This is a genomic window from Paenibacillus lacisediminis (assembly GCF_046567315.2).
In genome coordinates, this window is sequence record NZ_JBKIAX020000009.1 from 230,088 (window position 1) to 247,075 (window position 16,988).

Below are 16,988 nucleotides of genomic sequence, written 5' to 3' on the forward strand. Positions count from 1 at the left end.
CGCGTGTTAACCGCCCGAAGGGAACCAGCCCTCTGAGATAGGCATCTCGGAGAGCCGGCCGGTTTTGTGTATTTCCAAGTTAATTGGATTTCCAGCTGTCGTAAGCTTCCTGGTAAATCTGCCGCATGCGGTCCCCGCCCATTTTTTTGACGGTAGCCACATAGTTGTCCCAGCCCGCCAACGGCTCGGCGCCGGTTACGAATTTCGCTTCCATCTGCCGAACGTAAGTATTTAGGTCCGAACTGAGCGTCGTCACTTCGGCCTGCTGCTCGGAGGTCAGGAACAAGGTGGGGAACGGAATTCTCGCGCCTTGGTCCAGCAGCTTTGTTTTGGATTCGCTGTCCACCCAAACCTCGAAATCGGTTTTCAAGCCTTTGTAAATATCGTCAAAAGAAATCGTCGGCGCCGGAATCCCATAGTTCGGCGTCAGCGTCGCCCGGTATTCCTCGCGGTCGCCGCCGCCAGGAACCGGCAGATATTGCTTGACCCGGTTTGCTTTGTCCGTATATTCCCAAAGCACGCCTTCCGGGCCTTTGTTGAACAACAGGGCGCCGTCGTAAGAGTACAGGTAGTCGATCCACCGCAATGAGGCTTCCGGAGCAGGGTTGGTGTTGGTGATCGCAAAAGCTCCCGTCGTTATCCCTTTGTTTTTGGCGATGGCCGGCTTGTCTGCCATATCGCTTTTCACCGGCGTGAACATCGGATCATCCGTGCTCGGCTCGCCCCCGAGCGTCATATAAGCGTGCCATTCGGAGAACAAGGCGACCTGGCCATTTTGCGCCTTCGCTTTTTTCTGTTCCGCCGTTTGCGAGAACGTCTCATGATCAAGGAGATCCTCCGCCCACAGCCGGTTCAGGAAGGCGAGATATTCCTTATAGCCCTCTTCCATTGGCGTGTAGTGAACCACGTCCTGGTCGTCCACGTAGATTTCTTCTTCATAAATGCCGTAAGCGCCAAGCAGCCAGGTGCGGATATCGCGCAGGTTCACGGAAGACAGCGGAATCTCGTCGGCCTTGCCGTTGCCGTTGGGATCCTCCTCTTTCACGCGCTTCAGGTAGGTATACAGTTCTTCCGTCGTTTCCGGAAGCTTGCCGATATCCAGCTTTTTGAGAAAATCGCCGTTGTACCACATCGGGTTCCGGTACCACGGCTGGTTGAACTCGATGACCGGCAGCGAGTAAATATGCCCGTCCGGGGCCGTGATCGATTTGCGCACGTCCGGATACTCCTCAAGCACCTTTTTGAAGTTCGGGGCGTAATCGTTGATCAGGTCTTCCAGCGGAATCAGGATGCCTTGCTCACCGTAGTTCATTTGCTCGGCCGGGGTAAGCCCTGCCGCATAAAATACATCCGGGTATTCGCCACTGGCGAACACGAGGTTTTTCTTCGTATCGAAGCTGTCTTTCGGTGCGTTGTTATACTCGAAATGAATGTTCGTCAGCTTCTCCATTTCCTGCAGCACGGCCATGTCCTTCCAGTTTTGCAGACCTACGTCCGGCGCCATCATCTTCAGCGTGATGGGCTCTTGAACGATCGGGAACCCATCTTTGCTGACACTGCTCTCCGCATTGCCGCTGCCTTCCTCTTTTTTGACATTGCCGGAACCGCCGCAACCGGACAGCAAGCTGACGAACATGGCTGCGAGCAGCAACAAGATCCAACCTTTTCTTTTTTTCTGCATCGGTAGTCCTCCCTTTTGAACTATGATCAAAAATTATAATAATCGAAGACAGCATCCCCGTTATTACCGGTGTGTCAACAGCCTCGCCCGCGAAGGATCGGGTTTTGCCCGTTTTTGACTAACTAGCCCTTGACCGATCCGATCATGACCCCCTGCACGAAATAGCGCTGCAGGAAAGGATACACGACGATAACCGGCAGCGTCGAGACAATGATCACGGCATATTTCACCAGCGAAGCGATTTCCGCCTTGTTGGCCATGGCCTGAGCGATATCGCCGCTGATCGCCGCTCCCGTCGTCTCCGCGGACATTTCTTGCAAAACCAGAATTTGGCGCAGAACCATTTGCAGCGGATATTTCGTGTCATCGTTCAAATAAATCAAAGCCGGAAAGTAGCTGTTCCAGTGGCCTACGCCGTAAAACAGCGCCATGACGGCCACGATGGGGGCGGACAAAGGAAGCACGATCCGCAGGAACAGCCTGAGGTTCGTACATCCGTCCACATGGGCGGCTTCCTGCAGTTCCTTCGGAATGGTCGATTGGAAAAAAGTTCTGGCGACGATGATGTTCCAGACCGATGCCGAAACCGGCAAAATCAGCGCGCCGACCGTATTAACCAGTCCGAGATTTTTGACCATCAAATAAGTAGGCACAAGACCGCCGCTGAAAAACATCGTGACCAGGAACATCCCCATGAAAAGGTGGCGGCCCACAAAATCCGAGCGGCTCAGCGCGTAGGCGGCCGGCAAGGTCACCGCCAGGTTCAGCAGCGTGCCGATCAAGGTATAAACAATCGTATTGCGGTAACCGAGCCAAATTTTCGGATTTTCGAATACAAGCCTGTACCCGTCAAAGGTCAACCCTTTGGGAAACAGCCACATTTCCCCCGAACTGACGTATTTGGGACTGCTGACGGAAGCGCTGACGATATAAACAAGCGGATACAGCACCACCGCCAACGCGATAAGCAGATACACATAATTCAAGACCAGAAACAGCTTGTCCGATTTGGATTCTTTGATTGTTGTGACCATTCGTTAGTCCTCCTTCCTTCTACCATAGGCTTGTTTCGCTTGTCCGCTTGGCGATTTTGTTCACGGTGATGAGCAGCATCGCGTTAATGATGGAATTGAACAAACCGACGGCGGTGGAGAAACTGTACTGCGCGCTGACCAGACCCGAGCGGTACACAAACGTGGAAATGACGTCCGAAGAATCCATGTTAAGCGGATTTTGCAGGAGCAGCACCTTTTCGTATCCAACCCCAAGAATATTGCCCATGTTCAGAATCAGCAGGATCGTAATGGTCGGAACGATCGTCGGCAGGTTGATATGCAGCACGCGTTTGAAGCGGCTGGCGCCATCCACGATCGCCGCCTCGTGCAGCTGCGGGTCCACTCCCGCCAAAGCCGCGAGATAAATAATCGTCCCCCAGCCTGTACTCTGCCACACTCCGGACAGCACGTAAATCGTTTTAAACCAGCGCGGATCGGTCAGAAACGCGGGCGCCTCCATGCCAAACGCCTCGATCATACGCACGATCATGCCCGATGAAGGCGACAGAAACGTAATGATCATCCCCGCCATGACAACCATGGAAATAAAATGTGGGGCATAAGTGACGGTCTGCACCGTCTTTTTGAATGCACCGTTCCTGATTTCGTTGAAGGCGAGCGCCAAAATGATCGGGAGCGGGAATCCGATCGCCAGTTCGTAAAAACTCAGGCTGAGCGTGTTCCACAGCAGATCCCAAAAATAGTAGGAATTGAAGAAACGCACGAAATGATCGAATCCTACCCACGGGCTGCCCGTGATGCCTTTGACCGGCGTAAAATTTTTGAACGCGATTTGGATTCCGTACATCGGCCCGTAATGAAAAATCAGGAAGTACAAAAAGGCAGGGGCCACGAATAAATACAACTCCCAGTTTTTCAGCATTCTGCGGCCGAGGGAGGCTTCGCCCGATGTTCTGCTTGCGGTACCGGATCGTTGCCGGCCGTTTTTCTTCATATCGTCTTCTCTCCTTTCTCTTATCCAGTCCGTTAACTTCCGTCCTGCCCGTTTTTCTTTTTCCCGGTTCAGACCGCACCTTGCTAACGCTTACAAACAAAATTGTAGGAAATAAAATCTGACACCGTAAATATGTCGAATATGAATTGTCATGTTTAAAACGGCGTTAAACCGCGGCGCTTCGGCATTTAAGCAATTTTACAATCCGCCCGACACCGGTGATTAGCGGCCTTTGCGATGTGTCAATCATGTGTTCTTTATGGGGCCTGCAAATCATACATATTGAGATTTCCGTGCGGATGTGTAAACCTGCTTACGAGTGTGTCTTGGCTCAAATCTCCGCAATTCCGCAATTCTAGGAGGAATGATGATGACCCGCAAAACTGTGCACCTGATCTCCCATACGCATTGGGACCGGGAATGGTACATGCCCTACGAAGCTCATCACTACCTATTGATTGAACTGATGAACCGCCTGCTGGAAACCTTGGAGCGGGACAGCCGGTTCCGCCATTTTCATCTGGATGGGCAAACGATCGTCCTGGAGGATTATCTGCAAGTGCATCCCGAAAAAAGCGAGCTGCTAAAGAAGCATATCCGTGAAGGACGCATCGCCATCGGACCGTGGTACGTGCTTCAGGATGAATTTCTCACCAGTTCCGAGGCCAACGTCCGCAACCTGCTCATCGGCCACCAGGATGCCGCGGAGTTCGGAGCCGTTTGCAAATTGGGCTATTTCCCGGACTCCTTCGGCAACATCGGCCAGGCGCCCCAGTTGCTGAAGCAGGCCGGCATTGATGTTGCCGTGTTCGGACGCGGCGTCAAACCGACCGGCTTTGACAATAAGGTGGACGAATTCGCCGGCTCAGGGTACGAATCGCCATTTTCCGAAATGCATTGGGCCTCGCCCGACGGTTCGGCCGTGCTTGGACTGCTGTTCGCCAACTGGTACAGCAACGGGAACGAAGTGCCGGCCGATGCGGAAGAAGCCGCTATTTATTGGAGCAAAAAACTAGCCGATGCCGAAAAATACGCCTCCACACCAGAGCTTCTTTTTATGAATGGCTGCGACCATCAGCCGGTGCAGACCGACCTGCCGGACGCGTTGGAGACCGCGCGGGCGCTGTACCCGCAGGTCGATTTTGTGCACTCCGGCTTCGCGCAATATTGGGAAGCCTTAAAACGGCAGCTTCCGGACCGCCTTGTCACGGTCACCGGGGAACTGCGCAGCCAGCACACCGACGGCTGGGGGACACTCGTCAACACGGCGTCGGCGCGGGTTTACCTGAAGCAGATGAACCAGCGCGGGCAAACGCTGCTGGAGCGAGGGGCCGAACCGCTCGCCGCGCTTGCCGCGCTGACCGGAGCTAAGGCCTATCCGCATCGACTGCTGACGTACGCCTGGAAAACGCTGATGCAAAACCATCCGCATGACAGCATTTGCGGCTGCAGCGTGGACGAAGTGCACCGGGAAATGATCGGGCGGTTTGATAAAAGCCGGCATACCGCGGAGGCGATGATCCGCGAAAGCCTTGAAGCCATTGCGGAGAATATCGGCACGGCCCAGGTTGAGGCTTGGGACGCGGAAGCCGTGCCCGTCACCGTGTTCAACACGGCTGGCCGAGAGCGGAGCGGGACGGTCAGCGTGGAGCTAATCGTGGCGAAACGCTACTTCAAGGAAGGGCCGAGTCCGGCGGCGATCGCCGAGCTGTTGGAACGGCTGCCGCTATCCCTGCAGGACGGCCGGCTACTGGATGACCGCGGCCAGGCGGTCGCCGCCAAAGCCGAGGATTTGGGCGCCGAGTTCGGCTACGAGCTGCCGAAAGACCGGTTCCGCCAGCCGTACATGGCACGCAAGATCCGCCTGACCTTTGAAGCGGAAGCGGTACCGGCCCTTGGCTTCAAAAGCTTCGCTTGGCATCCGAGCGCCGGCAAATCGGTCCGGCCGCCGGCGGATTCGCCGCTGGTCACGCTGGAAAACGGAATGGCCAACGAGTTTCTGGCCGTACAGTTCCGGGAAGACGGCTCATACGATCTGACCGACCGGAGAGCTGGCCGCACGTTCCGGGAACTGGGCGTATTTGAGAATTGCGGGGATATCGGCAACGAATACGTGTTCAGGCAGCCTGACGGCGATATCGCCTTAACCACCCGGGGAGTTCCGGCAACGATTTCGCTGGTCGAAGACGAGCCTTACCGGATTACCTACGAGATCGTCCATGACTGGGCCGTCCCCGCGGGAGCGGACGAAACGCTTGAGGAAGAACGGCGCAAAATGGTGCCGTTCCGCCGGCGGCAAGCCAGGCGGAGCGAGAGGACGGTCCTGCTTCGTCTGACGACCCGGGTCAGCCTGGAGAAGTCCGGCAGAGGGCTGCTCGTGTCGACCTCGTTCGATAACAAGGCTAAGGACCATCGTCTGCGCGTGTTGTTCCCGACCGGCCTTCAGGCCGACAAGCATCTGGCCGACTCCGTCTTCGAAGCGGCGGAACGCGGCACCGAGCCGGCTCCGGAGTGGGTCAATCCCAGCAACGCCCAGCATCAGCAAGCCTTCGTCAGCGTGTCGGACGGTAATGCCGGGTTGACCGTGGCCAATAAAGGATTAAACGAGTACGAGGTGCTGCGGGACGGCAGGAATACGATCGCGGTCACGCTGCTTCGTTCCGTGGGCGAGCTTGGGGACTGGGGCGTATTTCCAACGCCGGAGGCGCAGTGCCTTGGGGAGCACACCGTAGAGTACGCAGTCTTCCCGCATGCCGGGGACGCCATCGAATCCGCGGCCTTTGCCGACGCTTACGCCTTCCAGGTTCCTTGGTTCCATGTACAGACGGAGTTGCGGCACGGCACCTTGCCAACGACCTACACGCCGATCACCTGGGAAGGACAAACGCTGGCGCTGTCGGCCTGCAAGCTGTCCGAGCAGAACGATCTCGTGCTCCGCTGGTACAATCTGGACCGCCGCCGCCCCGCCGGACTCGGTGTCACGCTGCGCTTCCCGGCCCGGGCCGCGTACCGCAGCGATATTCTCGAACGCAGACATGCCGGACTGGAGCTGGAGGACGGGAGCCTGCGGATCGAGACCGGCAAGGCCGAAATCGTGACCATCGTCATATCCGTTTAAGAGGTCACGTATCTTATGCCAGGCAATCCAAACCTTTATGAATTAAACCAGGGAGGAACCGATTATGAAATTACCCGCATCCATCGAACGATTTATGGACGAAACCGACGCTCGTCTCACCCATCATCCGAAGCTAAAGCAATTGTTCCGCAACTGTTTTCCGAATACGCTGGAAACGACGGCCAAGCTGCTGGAAGACGGGACAACCTTCGTGTTCACCGGCGACATCCCGGCCATGTGGCTGCGCGATTCCACCGAGCAGGTCCGCCATTACATCCCTTTCGCCAAGGAAGATCAGGAATTGCAGCGCATCATCGGCGGCCTGATCGCCCGGCAAATGTTCTATATCAACATCGATCCTTATACCAACGCGTTCAACGAAACGGCCAGCGACAAGCATTACCGGGCTACCGATGAATGCGGCTTGAACCCGTGGATGTGGGAACGGAAATACGAGCTGGACTCCTTGTGCTTCCCCGTCCAGCTCGCCTATTCGTACTGGCGGGAGACCGGTATCGATACGATTTTCGACGACGCTTGCTACCGGGCGCTGAGCACCATCGTTCAAGTGTTGAAAACGGAACAACGGCATATGGAACGGTCCCCATACCGTTTTGTCCGCCAAACCAAGCAGGAAACGGAAACGCTGCAAAACGGCGGACTCGGACTGCCGGTCAACTATACGGGGATGACCTGGTCGGGTTTCCGGCCGAGCGACGATGCTTGCCTGTTCGGCTACAACATTCCGTCCAACATGTTCGCCGTCGTCATCCTGGGGCATATCCGCGACATTGCGCTGGGGATTTACCGGGATGAGCGGCTGGCCGAGAGAGCGGAAAAGCTGCGCCAAGAGATCGACTTCGGCATCCGCGCCTACGGGATCGTCAATCACCCGGTCTACGGCAAAATCTACGCTTACGAAACCGACGGGTTCGGCAACTATTGCCTGATGGACGACGCCGGCACCCCCGGACTGCTGTCGATTCCTTACATCGGCTATGTATCGGCGGAGGATCCAATCTACCAAAATACCCGGCGTTTTGCCCTGAGCTTCGACAACCCGTTTTATTTCGAAGGCAAATTCGCCAAGGGCATCGGCAGCCCGCATACGCCGGGCGGATATGTGTGGCATATGGCGCTGTCGATGCAGGCGCTGACGGCAACGGACGACGAGGAGGTCAAAGCGCTGATCGACACGCTGATCGCTACCGACGCGGACACCGGGTATATGCACGAAGGCTTCCACCCGGACAACCCGGCCGATTTCTCCCGGGAATGGTTCGCCTGGTCCAACAGCCTGTTTGCCACACTGATCTGCAAAGCCATGGACAAAGGGCTGGTTTAGGTTTAGGAAAGTTATTGCAGTTTCAAGATCAACAGGATCCGACATAACAAGCAGTGGCTTTGTACTTGATGAGACAGAGACAGAATGAGGAACTCCAGCGAAAAATATAAGAGTAAAAAAGGGCGTTATTCAAGCGATATCCGTCTACTTGAGGGAAATAGAGGACATTTATGTAGCTATCTTCCCTGATCGTTAGGAAATCCCCGCGTTCTGGGTCATTCCTGGGAAAATAAGGACAAAAAATGCCGCTAATGGGGATGAACAGACCGGGCTCCGGATAATAAGAACATAAAGTTCCGCTATTTTGAAGGCCGACGGTTGGTTGTTTCAGTAAACGCCTTTTCGCCGTTCCAGTCACCGGCTGTCAAGCGCCGATTTCTAGGACGAACCAAACAAAGAGCCTGCGAATCCGCAGGCTCTTTGTTTGGTTGGCTATACACTGTTGTAAATATTCATATATCTACAGGTCACCCAAACCCGTCAGCAGCAAATGAGAGATGACTTCGAATGGCCATCAATAACTAACTAATCTAACCTAATGCGGGTAATGTACGGGTAACGGATTTTGTTAAAACAGCCTTCAATCCTTTTGAACATGCGGGATTTCTCGGTCCCTGTCAAATATAGAACATATAATTCTCTTTCGCGCCATGCTCTTCATAGTTGACTAAGTTTTCCAGCGTTGTCGAATCGAGCACCTCCGCAATGCCGTCGCGAATACGCAACCACAAATCGCGTTTGGCCGGATCGTCTTCCTCGGTAAAATCAACCGGAGAAATCGGGCCTTCCAGGACGCGGATAATGTCCCCCGCGGTAATTTCGTTCGCGTCGCGCGACAGGATGTACCCGCCGTATGCGCCGCGTACGCTTTTAACCAGTCCGGCGTTGCGGAGCGGTGCAATGAGCTGCTCCAGATAATGCTCGGACAGCTGGTTTTTTTCGGCGATGCTTTTCAGGGAAGTCGGGCCCTCGCCGAATTTTGCGGCCAACTCCATCATAATCGTCAATCCATAGCGTCCTTTTGTAGAAATCTTCAAAGAAGCCACCTCTTTCAATTTTCAGGCAAACTTTATATAATTGAACTCCATCCATTAAATGGCGATTGACGGCGCCTACGGCCCAAAACCACGGGTGAAGTCCAGTTATTTAAAGAATACCTCCCTATTCCTATCTTTAACCTCTGCTTATCGTAACATATCATATGTGTTTTGAAAAATAAATCAACCTTTTTGGGTTGCAAATTGTTTTCCTTACTTTAATATAGGGAATACCCATCGTATAGGGTTGCATTCGTATGGTAAAATAACGGCAGGGCGATAATGCCCAAAGGAGTGATAGAAATGAAGAAACCGAATAACGAAACCCGCGTTGTCGTCGGCATGTCCGGCGGCGTCGATTCTTCGGTAACGGCGCTCCTGCTGAAACAGCAAGGATACGACGTTATCGGCATATTTATGAAAAACTGGGACGATACCGACGAATTCGGCTACTGCACCGCCGAAGCGGATGCCGAGGATGTCCGCCGCGTGTGCGAGCAAATCGATATCCCCTACTATACCGTCAATTTCGAGAAACAGTATTATGATAAAGTTTTTGCCTATTTTCTCGATGAATATAAGCGCGGGCGGACGCCAAATCCCGACGTGATGTGCAACCGCGAGATTAAATTCGGCGAATTTTTGAACAAAGCGCTTGATCTTGGTGCGGATTACGTGGCCACCGGCCATTATGCCCGCGTTGTCGAAGAAGACGGTGTGTACAAGCTGCTGCGCGGCATTGACGGCAATAAAGACCAAACGTACTTCCTGAATGCCTTGAATCAGGAGCAGCTGTCCAAGGCGATGTTCCCGATCGGCCACCTTCCGAAGCCGGAAGTCCGCCGCATCGCGGAAGAAGCCGGTCTGTACACGGCGAAGAAAAAAGACAGCACCGGCGTTTGCTTTATCGGGGAACGCAATTTCAAGGAGTTTTTGAGCAATTATTTGCCGGCCCAGTCCGGCGATATGGTCGACATCGTGACCGGCGAAGTCAGGGGCCGCCATGACGGGCTGATGTATTATACGCTGGGCCAACGGCAAGGCCTCGGCATCGGCGGATCGGGCACGGGCGAACCGTGGTTCGTCGCGGATAAAGACCTGGAACGCAATATTTTATATGTCGTTCAGGGCGACAAGCATCCGCGCCTGTATTCGACGGCGCTGACCGCTTCGGGCGTCAACTGGATCGCCGGCGCGGACAAGCTGCCGGACGGACCGTTCCACTGCACGGCAAAATTCCGTTACCGCCAGGCGGATCAAGGGGTAACCTTGACAAAGCAGGCGGACGGTGCGGTGTACGTGGAGTTTGACGAGCCGCAAAAAGCGATCACGCCAGGGCAGGCCGTCGTATTTTACCAAGGCGAGGAATGCCTTGGCGGCGGCACGATCGAGTCGCCAGTGAAGCTAGAGGCGCGTGAGACGGAGGGGGCGCTGGGGTAAAACGAAGCCTAGGGCTCCCTCCCTGGACCTATTTCAGGTTCAGCGGTTTCCGGAGCAACAAAATAACGGGCATCCTCGGATGTCCGCTATTTTTTATTTTTCGACAGAAACTAGCTTTGTAACTCCCTAATTTTCCTCTATTCTTTAAACTAGATGATTCTATGACTCTTGCCGTTGTCCCGACTCCCGGAGCAGCAGACTCATAAATACCAAGACCAATGCAATGACCGTGAGGATAACCCCAAGCCGTCGAAATCCAGCGAAGCTGAACGTACCTCCCATGATGATCCCTGTCAACAATGAAGATAGAATAGTGCCCATATATCTTGACGTATTGAATAGTCCGGATGCTACACCGGTAATTTCTTTTGGAGAGTTTTTAAACAAAGCCGCCTGCATCCCAACAGCGTTCAGCCCATTGCTAATACCGAAGGCAGCTAACGCCAGACTCACACTGATAACCGGTGAAGTTTGATTCAATGTCACGATCCACACTGAACCCAATGTCATCAGGATTGCGGATACCACCAATGCGGGCCTGGGTCCTGATTTGTCGATCCATTTTCCTGCTATTGGAGAAGCCACCAGCGAACTCAAGCCTAAGGTAAGCATAATGATCCCTGTATGGAACTCGCTGACATGGCGCACCATTTGCAAGTAGGATGGAAGCCCAAAAAAAAGAGCATAAAAAAGTAAATTAACGAGCATGAATTGGACATTGACCCAAGTCATGGCAGGATATTGGGCGAATGTTCGCAAAGGAATAAAGGGCGACGCCGTTTTTAACTCGTGTCTTACAAAAGCCCCCAGCGTCACGAGGCCGATTAATCCGAGCATTATATTTCCTGAAGAGGCATGCCCGGATGATTTTGCTGATAGTAAGCTAACGAGCAGGGCAACCAGCCCCACTGTGAAGTGTAGAACCCCCGAAACATCTATCAAATCAAACCATTTGCGAAAGGACATGCCCCGTGCAACGGATGCTGCCGGTTCATCTTTGGGAATCATCCTCCAAGCTAATAGAAAGCTAGCCACCACGAACGGAATATTGACGAGAAAAATGGCATGCCAGTCCCACCACTGAAGCAAAACTCCGCCAACAAACGGGCCGATTGCTGCCGCACCGGATAAGAAAATCGACAAACCGGACAGCGCAGCCGCTTGTTTTTCCGTAATATGAATGCGTACAATGGCCATTCCAACTACAACCATCATACTTGTTCCGATCGATTGTACAATGCGGGACACGATAAGCCAGCCAAAATTGGGAGACAATGGAGCCAGCAAAGAAGAAACGAAGGATACAACAAGACCGGTTAGAAATATCCTTCTCTGGCCGAACAAATCACTGGCCTTGCCCATGACAGGTTGCGCGATCGCGCTCGCGATGTAGAAAGAAAAAATAATCCAGGAAATAACGGTAAAGTCCAGGTGGTACACATGTTGTAGCCTTGCAATAGCAATGGAAATCATGGAAGAGTTTAATGGGTTTAGTAATATCCCAAGTCCAACGGATATCATTAACCATCTGCTGCGAGTGTTCATTTTCGAGTCCCCCCTAATGCGTTACAATGACATCTTACTTGATTCTTTACATTCACTCCAACGCATTTTATGTTATGATTTCATAGACCTGAAGGAATGAATAGGAGGGCAAAATGGAACTTCTTCAATTGCAATATTTTCTCACGGTTGCTCGATTGGAACATATGACTGAAGCGGCCCGAAGTCTGCACGTTACCCAATCGTCGCTGAGTAAAACGATTCAACGGCTGGAGGAGGATTTGGGGGTCCCTCTGTTCGATCGAACAGGGAGAAATTTGCGGTTGAATGAATTCGGAAGCAGATTCCTTCGCCGTGCGGAAAGGGCATTGTTTGAATTGGACCAGGGGAAACAGGAGATTCGCGATTTGTCCAGCCCGGAACATGGGACGATCAAATTGGCGGTGACCAACGCAAGCACGTTGCCAAATATCCTTCGAGATTTTCGGAAAAAGCACCCCCATACCCAATTTCATGTGCAAATGCTGACCACGCAGGAAATGGTTGCGCTACTTCAGCGCGGAGAGGTCGATTTCTGCTTGTCTTCGCCTCCAATACAAGGAGATGACATTGAGTGTCAAATCGTGTACATCGACCCTATCCTTGTAGCTGTGCCAAAGGGGCATCGGCTGGCGGACCGCAGCAGCGTATCTTTGACAGAACTTAAGGATGAATGGTTTATCGGTGTAAAGAGTGGCTACCATACTCGCGACCTAGCAGACGCCGTATGCAAATCGGCTGGATTTGCGCCTAAATATGTGTACGAGGGGAATGAGCCTGCCCGGCTGAGCACCCTTGTGGAAGCCGGGATTGGCATTGGCTTCATACCAAGCACCGCCATGAATCCGTGGGAAAATATCTATTATCTCCAAGTTGAGGAAGATGAATTAGTACGGGAAATAGCATTATTGCGGCACAGAGGCAGGTACATTTCCCGGGCCGCTCAGGAATTTCGTAAGGTCGTTGAAGAGTATTTCAGATCTTTATCCGGCGGGAACCAATAAGGTGCCGGTAAACGCTAAGGGGCAGGCATACGAACTCCCGCCCCTTACCGTTTCCTCCCGCGCCGAAGCTCCTGGTTGTGTTTGATTTTCGCCTCATTGCCCTGCTCCGTCGCATTATAGAAGGTGCGGCCGGACAACCTCGGCGGCAAATACTCCTGGTCCACATAATGCCCCGGATAATTGTGGGGATACTTGTACCCTTCATGCCCCAGCTTCACGGCGCCTTTGTAATGGGTGTCCCGCAGATGCAGCGGCACTTCCGCCGAGACGACCTCATCAATCGCCGCCATGGCCTTCCCGATCGCCTCAACCACGGCGTTCGATTTCGGGCTTTCCACCGCGAACAGAATCGCCTGGACGACATTGAGCTTGGCCTCCGGCCAGCCGTTGTTGCGGTAGGCGTCCAAAGCGCTGACCGCCTGCACCATCGCCTGCGGATTGGCCAGTCCGATATCCTCGCTGCTGGCGGCGATCAAACGCCGGATGAACGTCATCGGGTCCATCCCCAGCTTTTCCACCGCATACATAAACCAGAACACGGCGGCGTCGCTGGAGCCGCGAATGCACTTGTGGAACGCCGACAGCACGTCATATTGCGTCGATTCGTCCGCCTTGACCAGCGGGCGGCGGATCGACTCCTCGGCGACTTCGAGCGTCAGATGCACCGTGCCGTCCTGCTGCGGCGGCGTGGTCATCGCGGCCAGCTCCAGCGCGTTCAAGGCGCGGCGGATGTCGCCGTTTGCCATAGAGGCGATGTGCAGCAGCGCCTCCTCGTCCGCTTTCAACTGCATGAAGCCGAGCCCTTTTTCCTTATCGGCCAACGCCCGGCGCATGGCGATGAGCGAATGCTCCTTCGTCAGCGGCTCAAGCTGAAACAAGGTGGAGCGGCTCATCAAAGCGCCGTTGACGTAATGAAACGGATTTTCCGTCGTCGCGCCGATAAAAATGATCGTTCCTTTCTCCACCGCCGGCAGCAGCGCATCCTGACGCGAGCTGTTGAAGCGGTGCACCTCGTCCAGGAACAGAATCGTTTTCGTTCCGTAAAAAGACTTGTCGTTCTGCGCCTTTTCGATCACTTCCCGAACGTCTTTGACCGAAGCGTCGACCGCGTTCAGCCGGACGAACTCAGCTTTCGTATGGTTGGAAATAATGTGGGCCAACGTCGTTTTACCGCATCCGGGAGGACCGTACAGCAAAATCGAGGATACCTGGTCCGCTTCGATCGCCCGCCGCAGCAGCTTCCCCGGGCCAACGATATGCTCCTGTCCGATATATTCATCCAGCGTGACGGGCCGCATTCGATCGGCCAAAAGCCGCCCCGCCGGGTTTTGCTCCTGTTGATAGGAAAACAAATCCATCATGCTCACTTCCTTGATCGTAGGCATTGTCTACTCTATTCTAGCACACCCACGGCCTATGCGGTAAAAAGCGTTGAGGCGTAAAAAACACTTATAATTGTTCTTTCACTTTTCCCGCGCCGCGAAATATGAGTTAATATAGATGTCGGGCCGACGAATCACGGGAAAGGGGGCTGATCGAAGTGATTTCAGTGAGTGAGGTGGCTTCCGCGTAAGCGGAATCCGCAAAAAAACGGGGGGCTGGGAACAGCTCCCCTTATTTCCGTTTAGATGATGACTGTGTTATGATAGATCTTAAGCTATATTCTCATATTATTCCAAGCCGAAAGGGGGATTTACGGCCATGTTGACTTATATCGTAACAACTATGGAAAACGGACCACGAAATAAGGAGGTACATGATCGTGAACTACAAAAATGGGAAGGATGTTCTTCCCCCTAGGCTGCTGCAGGAGCTCCAAAACTATATTCAGGGCGAGCTGCTGTACATCCCGAAACCGGAACGGGCGAGAGCGTTATGGGGCGAATTGAGCGGATCGCGAACGTCCATCGCCAAACGAAACGAAGAGATTTTCCTGCTTCACCGTACAGGGTGTTCCGTACGGGATTTAGCCGCCAAATACCATTTATCCGATGAAAGCATCCGAAAAATTTTGACCAAAATGCGGGCGCTCAGACCCCAGGCAGCGGTAACGGAGTAAACGCGGGCATACAAGTCCGCCCCGCAGCCGAGGCGGCAACCGGCAGCTTGGTTCTACGATAAATTAACCATATGCGAAGCCAAGACCCGCGGTCTTGGCTATATTTATATATTTGATCAGGTATAATAAGAAAATATGACCAACACAGAATACGCCGCTTATCCGAAACCGAGGTGACAACTTTGACGCAGCAGCACGCCCCGTCTTTCCGCCGGGACAACATGGAAGAGCAAAAACCAGATACACGCCGGGACGCGCCGAATCCGGCGGCAAAAACCTGCGCCTATTGCGGTGAGACAAAACCGGCTTCCGAGTTCCTCCGGCGCACCGGCAAGCGCTCCGGCAAAGGCTCGCGCCGCGGGGCCTGCCGAAGCTGCCGGGCGCTTCGGAAGCAGCAGGCCCGCATGGTCCAAGAGCCGGTGAGCGCGGAATACTCCGCTGTAGGACTTGCCGAGACGGTGGACACCGGCGCTAGCCTGGCCCAGGCTACGCGGCAGAGCGAAATGGCTGATGCAGGCAAATTGGCCAAGCCGGGCGGTCTGCCGGTTGCTCACCCGGTTGCCGGCAAACCTTCCGGGCGAAACGGCAAGGAGGATACGTTCAAGGCGAGTGGCGAAGGCAGAAAGCCTGATGTAAGCAGGACTGGACGGCAAGGTGGTAAACCCGATGCAGGCAAGACTGCATGGGAAAGCGGTGAACCTGAGGCAGGCATGGCCGCATTACAAGGCGGTAAACCTGAGGCTGGCAAGACTGGACGGCGAAGCGGAAGGTCTGCCATGAACAAAGCTGCCAGGCAGAGCCGCAAGGAGGATGCAATCGTTGCCAAAGCAGGCGGTGGCGTTGCGGGAGCCTCTTCGGCTAGGCTGGACGCCAAAGCCGCCTCCCTGCCGGCTCACGGGGCGGCGCCAAAGCGCCGGATCAAGCGGGCGCTGCCCGCACCGCCGCCGCGGGCGGAGGGCCTGGACGTGCGAACATTACGCCTGAACCGCAACGGCATGATCCGCATGCGCGGGCGCACCGACAAAGGCCGCCGCTGGCAGCAGGAGATCGACCTCGAGTTGGCCGTAACGCTGGTTCGCGAGCATGCCGCCGTGGTCGTCAATCCGTACACGATCCGGCGTCTTTACACCAACAAAGCGTTCCGCAATTATATTCTCACCCGCGACAATCATACCTGCTTTTTTTGCGGGGAATACGGGGACACGATCGACCATCTGCTGCCCAAAGCGAAAGGTGGCCATACCACTCCGGTAAATTGCGTCTGCGCCTGCAATTTGTGCAATCAAAGCAAAGCGGACCAAGACCTGGAGGATTTTATCGAGGGCCGACCCCGATGAAAAATCCTGACCAGCGGCCAGGTCCGTAGTTTATACTCTACATGTGGTCACAGGTGCCCATTCAGAGGCCTTGCATCACATGAAGTGCAAAAGTGCATGCGACTTTCGTCGAAATCCCTCGAAATGGGCGGTTCAAATGCAAATGTGCAGTTCATTTCCAGTCAAAAGATACTTTTTGATCCAATGTCCGCAAAACAGATGCACTTTTGCATTTCAATCGCCCTAAAACGGGAATATACAAAAAATGAAATGCACTTTTGCAGTTCATCCTCCGCCAAAGCCACCGTTCCTTCGCAAAGGAGCAAACATGAGGAAGCAAGATGGGCAGCCAGTAAATCATAACGGACCTGAATGACGTTATTCGCCCATTTCCCGGGTATTTCCCGACATAACGGACTCAGCAGGCGCTATTCGG

The 16,988-nt window shown here is 54.0% G+C and carries 12 protein-coding genes and 1 pseudogene; 7 read left to right on the plus strand and 6 right to left on the minus strand.

What is annotated here, in order from left to right; translation table 11 throughout:
• Positions 1-79 precede the first annotated feature (79 nt).
• The 3 genes from ACLD72_RS18700 to ACLD72_RS18710 all read right to left on the minus strand — a co-directional run bounded on the left by ACLD72_RS18700 (position 80) and on the right by ACLD72_RS18710 (position 3,691).
• Positions 80-1,681, minus strand: a complete 1,602-nt coding sequence (locus ACLD72_RS18700; protein ID WP_411001587.1) for an ABC transporter substrate-binding protein — start codon at positions 1,679-1,681, stop codon at positions 80-82.
• Positions 1,682-1,803: 122 nt separating this feature from the next.
• A complete protein-coding gene (locus ACLD72_RS18705) occupies positions 1,804-2,715 on the minus strand; it encodes a carbohydrate ABC transporter permease (protein WP_411001586.1) in 912 nt (303 codons plus the stop codon).
• Between the two features lie 19 nt (positions 2,716-2,734).
• Entirely contained in the window at positions 2,735-3,691 is a 957-nt protein-coding gene (locus ACLD72_RS18710) for an ABC transporter permease (RefSeq protein ID WP_411001585.1), read from the minus strand.
• Between the two features lie 367 nt (positions 3,692-4,058).
• Here ACLD72_RS18710 and ACLD72_RS18715 point away from each other — a divergent pair, with 367 nt between their 5' ends.
• Together ACLD72_RS18715 and ACLD72_RS18720 are read left to right on the plus strand one after the other, a co-directional pair.
• Positions 4,059-6,809, plus strand: a complete 2,751-nt coding sequence (locus ACLD72_RS18715; RefSeq protein WP_411001630.1) for an alpha-mannosidase — start codon at positions 4,059-4,061, stop codon at positions 6,807-6,809.
• A gap of 64 nt (positions 6,810-6,873) precedes the next feature.
• Positions 6,874-8,154 (plus strand): glycoside hydrolase family 125 protein, encoded by a 1,281-nt coding sequence (locus tag ACLD72_RS18720; RefSeq protein WP_411001584.1) that lies wholly within the window; start codon positions 6,874-6,876, stop codon positions 8,152-8,154.
• A 617-nt stretch (positions 8,155-8,771) separates the two neighbouring features.
• On the opposite strand, the gene cymR is transcribed toward ACLD72_RS18720, so the two are convergent.
• A complete protein-coding gene (gene cymR / locus ACLD72_RS18725; protein WP_411001629.1) occupies positions 8,772-9,191 on the minus strand; it encodes a cysteine metabolism transcriptional regulator CymR in 420 nt (139 codons plus the stop codon).
• A gap of 303 nt (positions 9,192-9,494) precedes the next feature.
• Between cymR and mnmA the strand changes: the two genes are divergently transcribed.
• Positions 9,495-10,631 (plus strand): tRNA 2-thiouridine(34) synthase MnmA, encoded by a 1,137-nt coding sequence (gene mnmA / locus ACLD72_RS18730; RefSeq protein WP_411001628.1) that lies wholly within the window; start codon positions 9,495-9,497, stop codon positions 10,629-10,631.
• 159 nt (positions 10,632-10,790) lie between these two features.
• Here mnmA and ACLD72_RS18735 read toward each other — a convergent pair whose 3' ends face one another.
• On the minus strand, positions 10,791-12,176 hold the full coding sequence (locus ACLD72_RS18735; RefSeq protein ID WP_411001583.1) for an MFS transporter: 1,386 nt from the start codon (positions 12,174-12,176) through the stop codon (positions 10,791-10,793).
• Between the two features lie 113 nt (positions 12,177-12,289).
• On the opposite strand from ACLD72_RS18735, the gene ACLD72_RS18740 reads away from it, so the two are divergent.
• Positions 12,290-13,177, plus strand: coding sequence for a LysR family transcriptional regulator (locus ACLD72_RS18740; RefSeq protein ID WP_411001582.1), 888 nt, complete (start codon positions 12,290-12,292; stop codon positions 13,175-13,177).
• 44 nt (positions 13,178-13,221) lie between these two features.
• Here the strand turns inward: ACLD72_RS18740 and ACLD72_RS18745 are convergent, their stop codons facing one another.
• Positions 13,222-14,535, minus strand: coding sequence for a replication-associated recombination protein A (locus tag ACLD72_RS18745; RefSeq protein WP_411001627.1), 1,314 nt, complete (start codon positions 14,533-14,535; stop codon positions 13,222-13,224).
• A 404-nt stretch (positions 14,536-14,939) separates the two neighbouring features.
• Between ACLD72_RS18745 and ACLD72_RS18750 the strand changes: the two genes are divergently transcribed.
• The 3 genes and pseudogenes from ACLD72_RS18750 (at position 14,940) to ACLD72_RS18760 (ending at position 16,915) form a co-directional block, all read left to right on the plus strand.
• Entirely contained in the window at positions 14,940-15,236 is a 297-nt protein-coding gene (locus ACLD72_RS18750) for a CD3324 family protein (RefSeq protein WP_128634853.1), read from the plus strand.
• 962 nt (positions 15,237-16,198) lie between these two features.
• Positions 16,199-16,573, plus strand: a pseudogene (locus tag ACLD72_RS18755) (HNH endonuclease); the annotation flags it as partial.
• A gap of 123 nt (positions 16,574-16,696) precedes the next feature.
• A complete protein-coding gene (locus ACLD72_RS18760) occupies positions 16,697-16,915 on the plus strand; it encodes a hypothetical protein (RefSeq protein ID WP_458476109.1) in 219 nt (72 codons plus the stop codon).
• Positions 16,916-16,988: the final 73 nt, after the last annotated feature.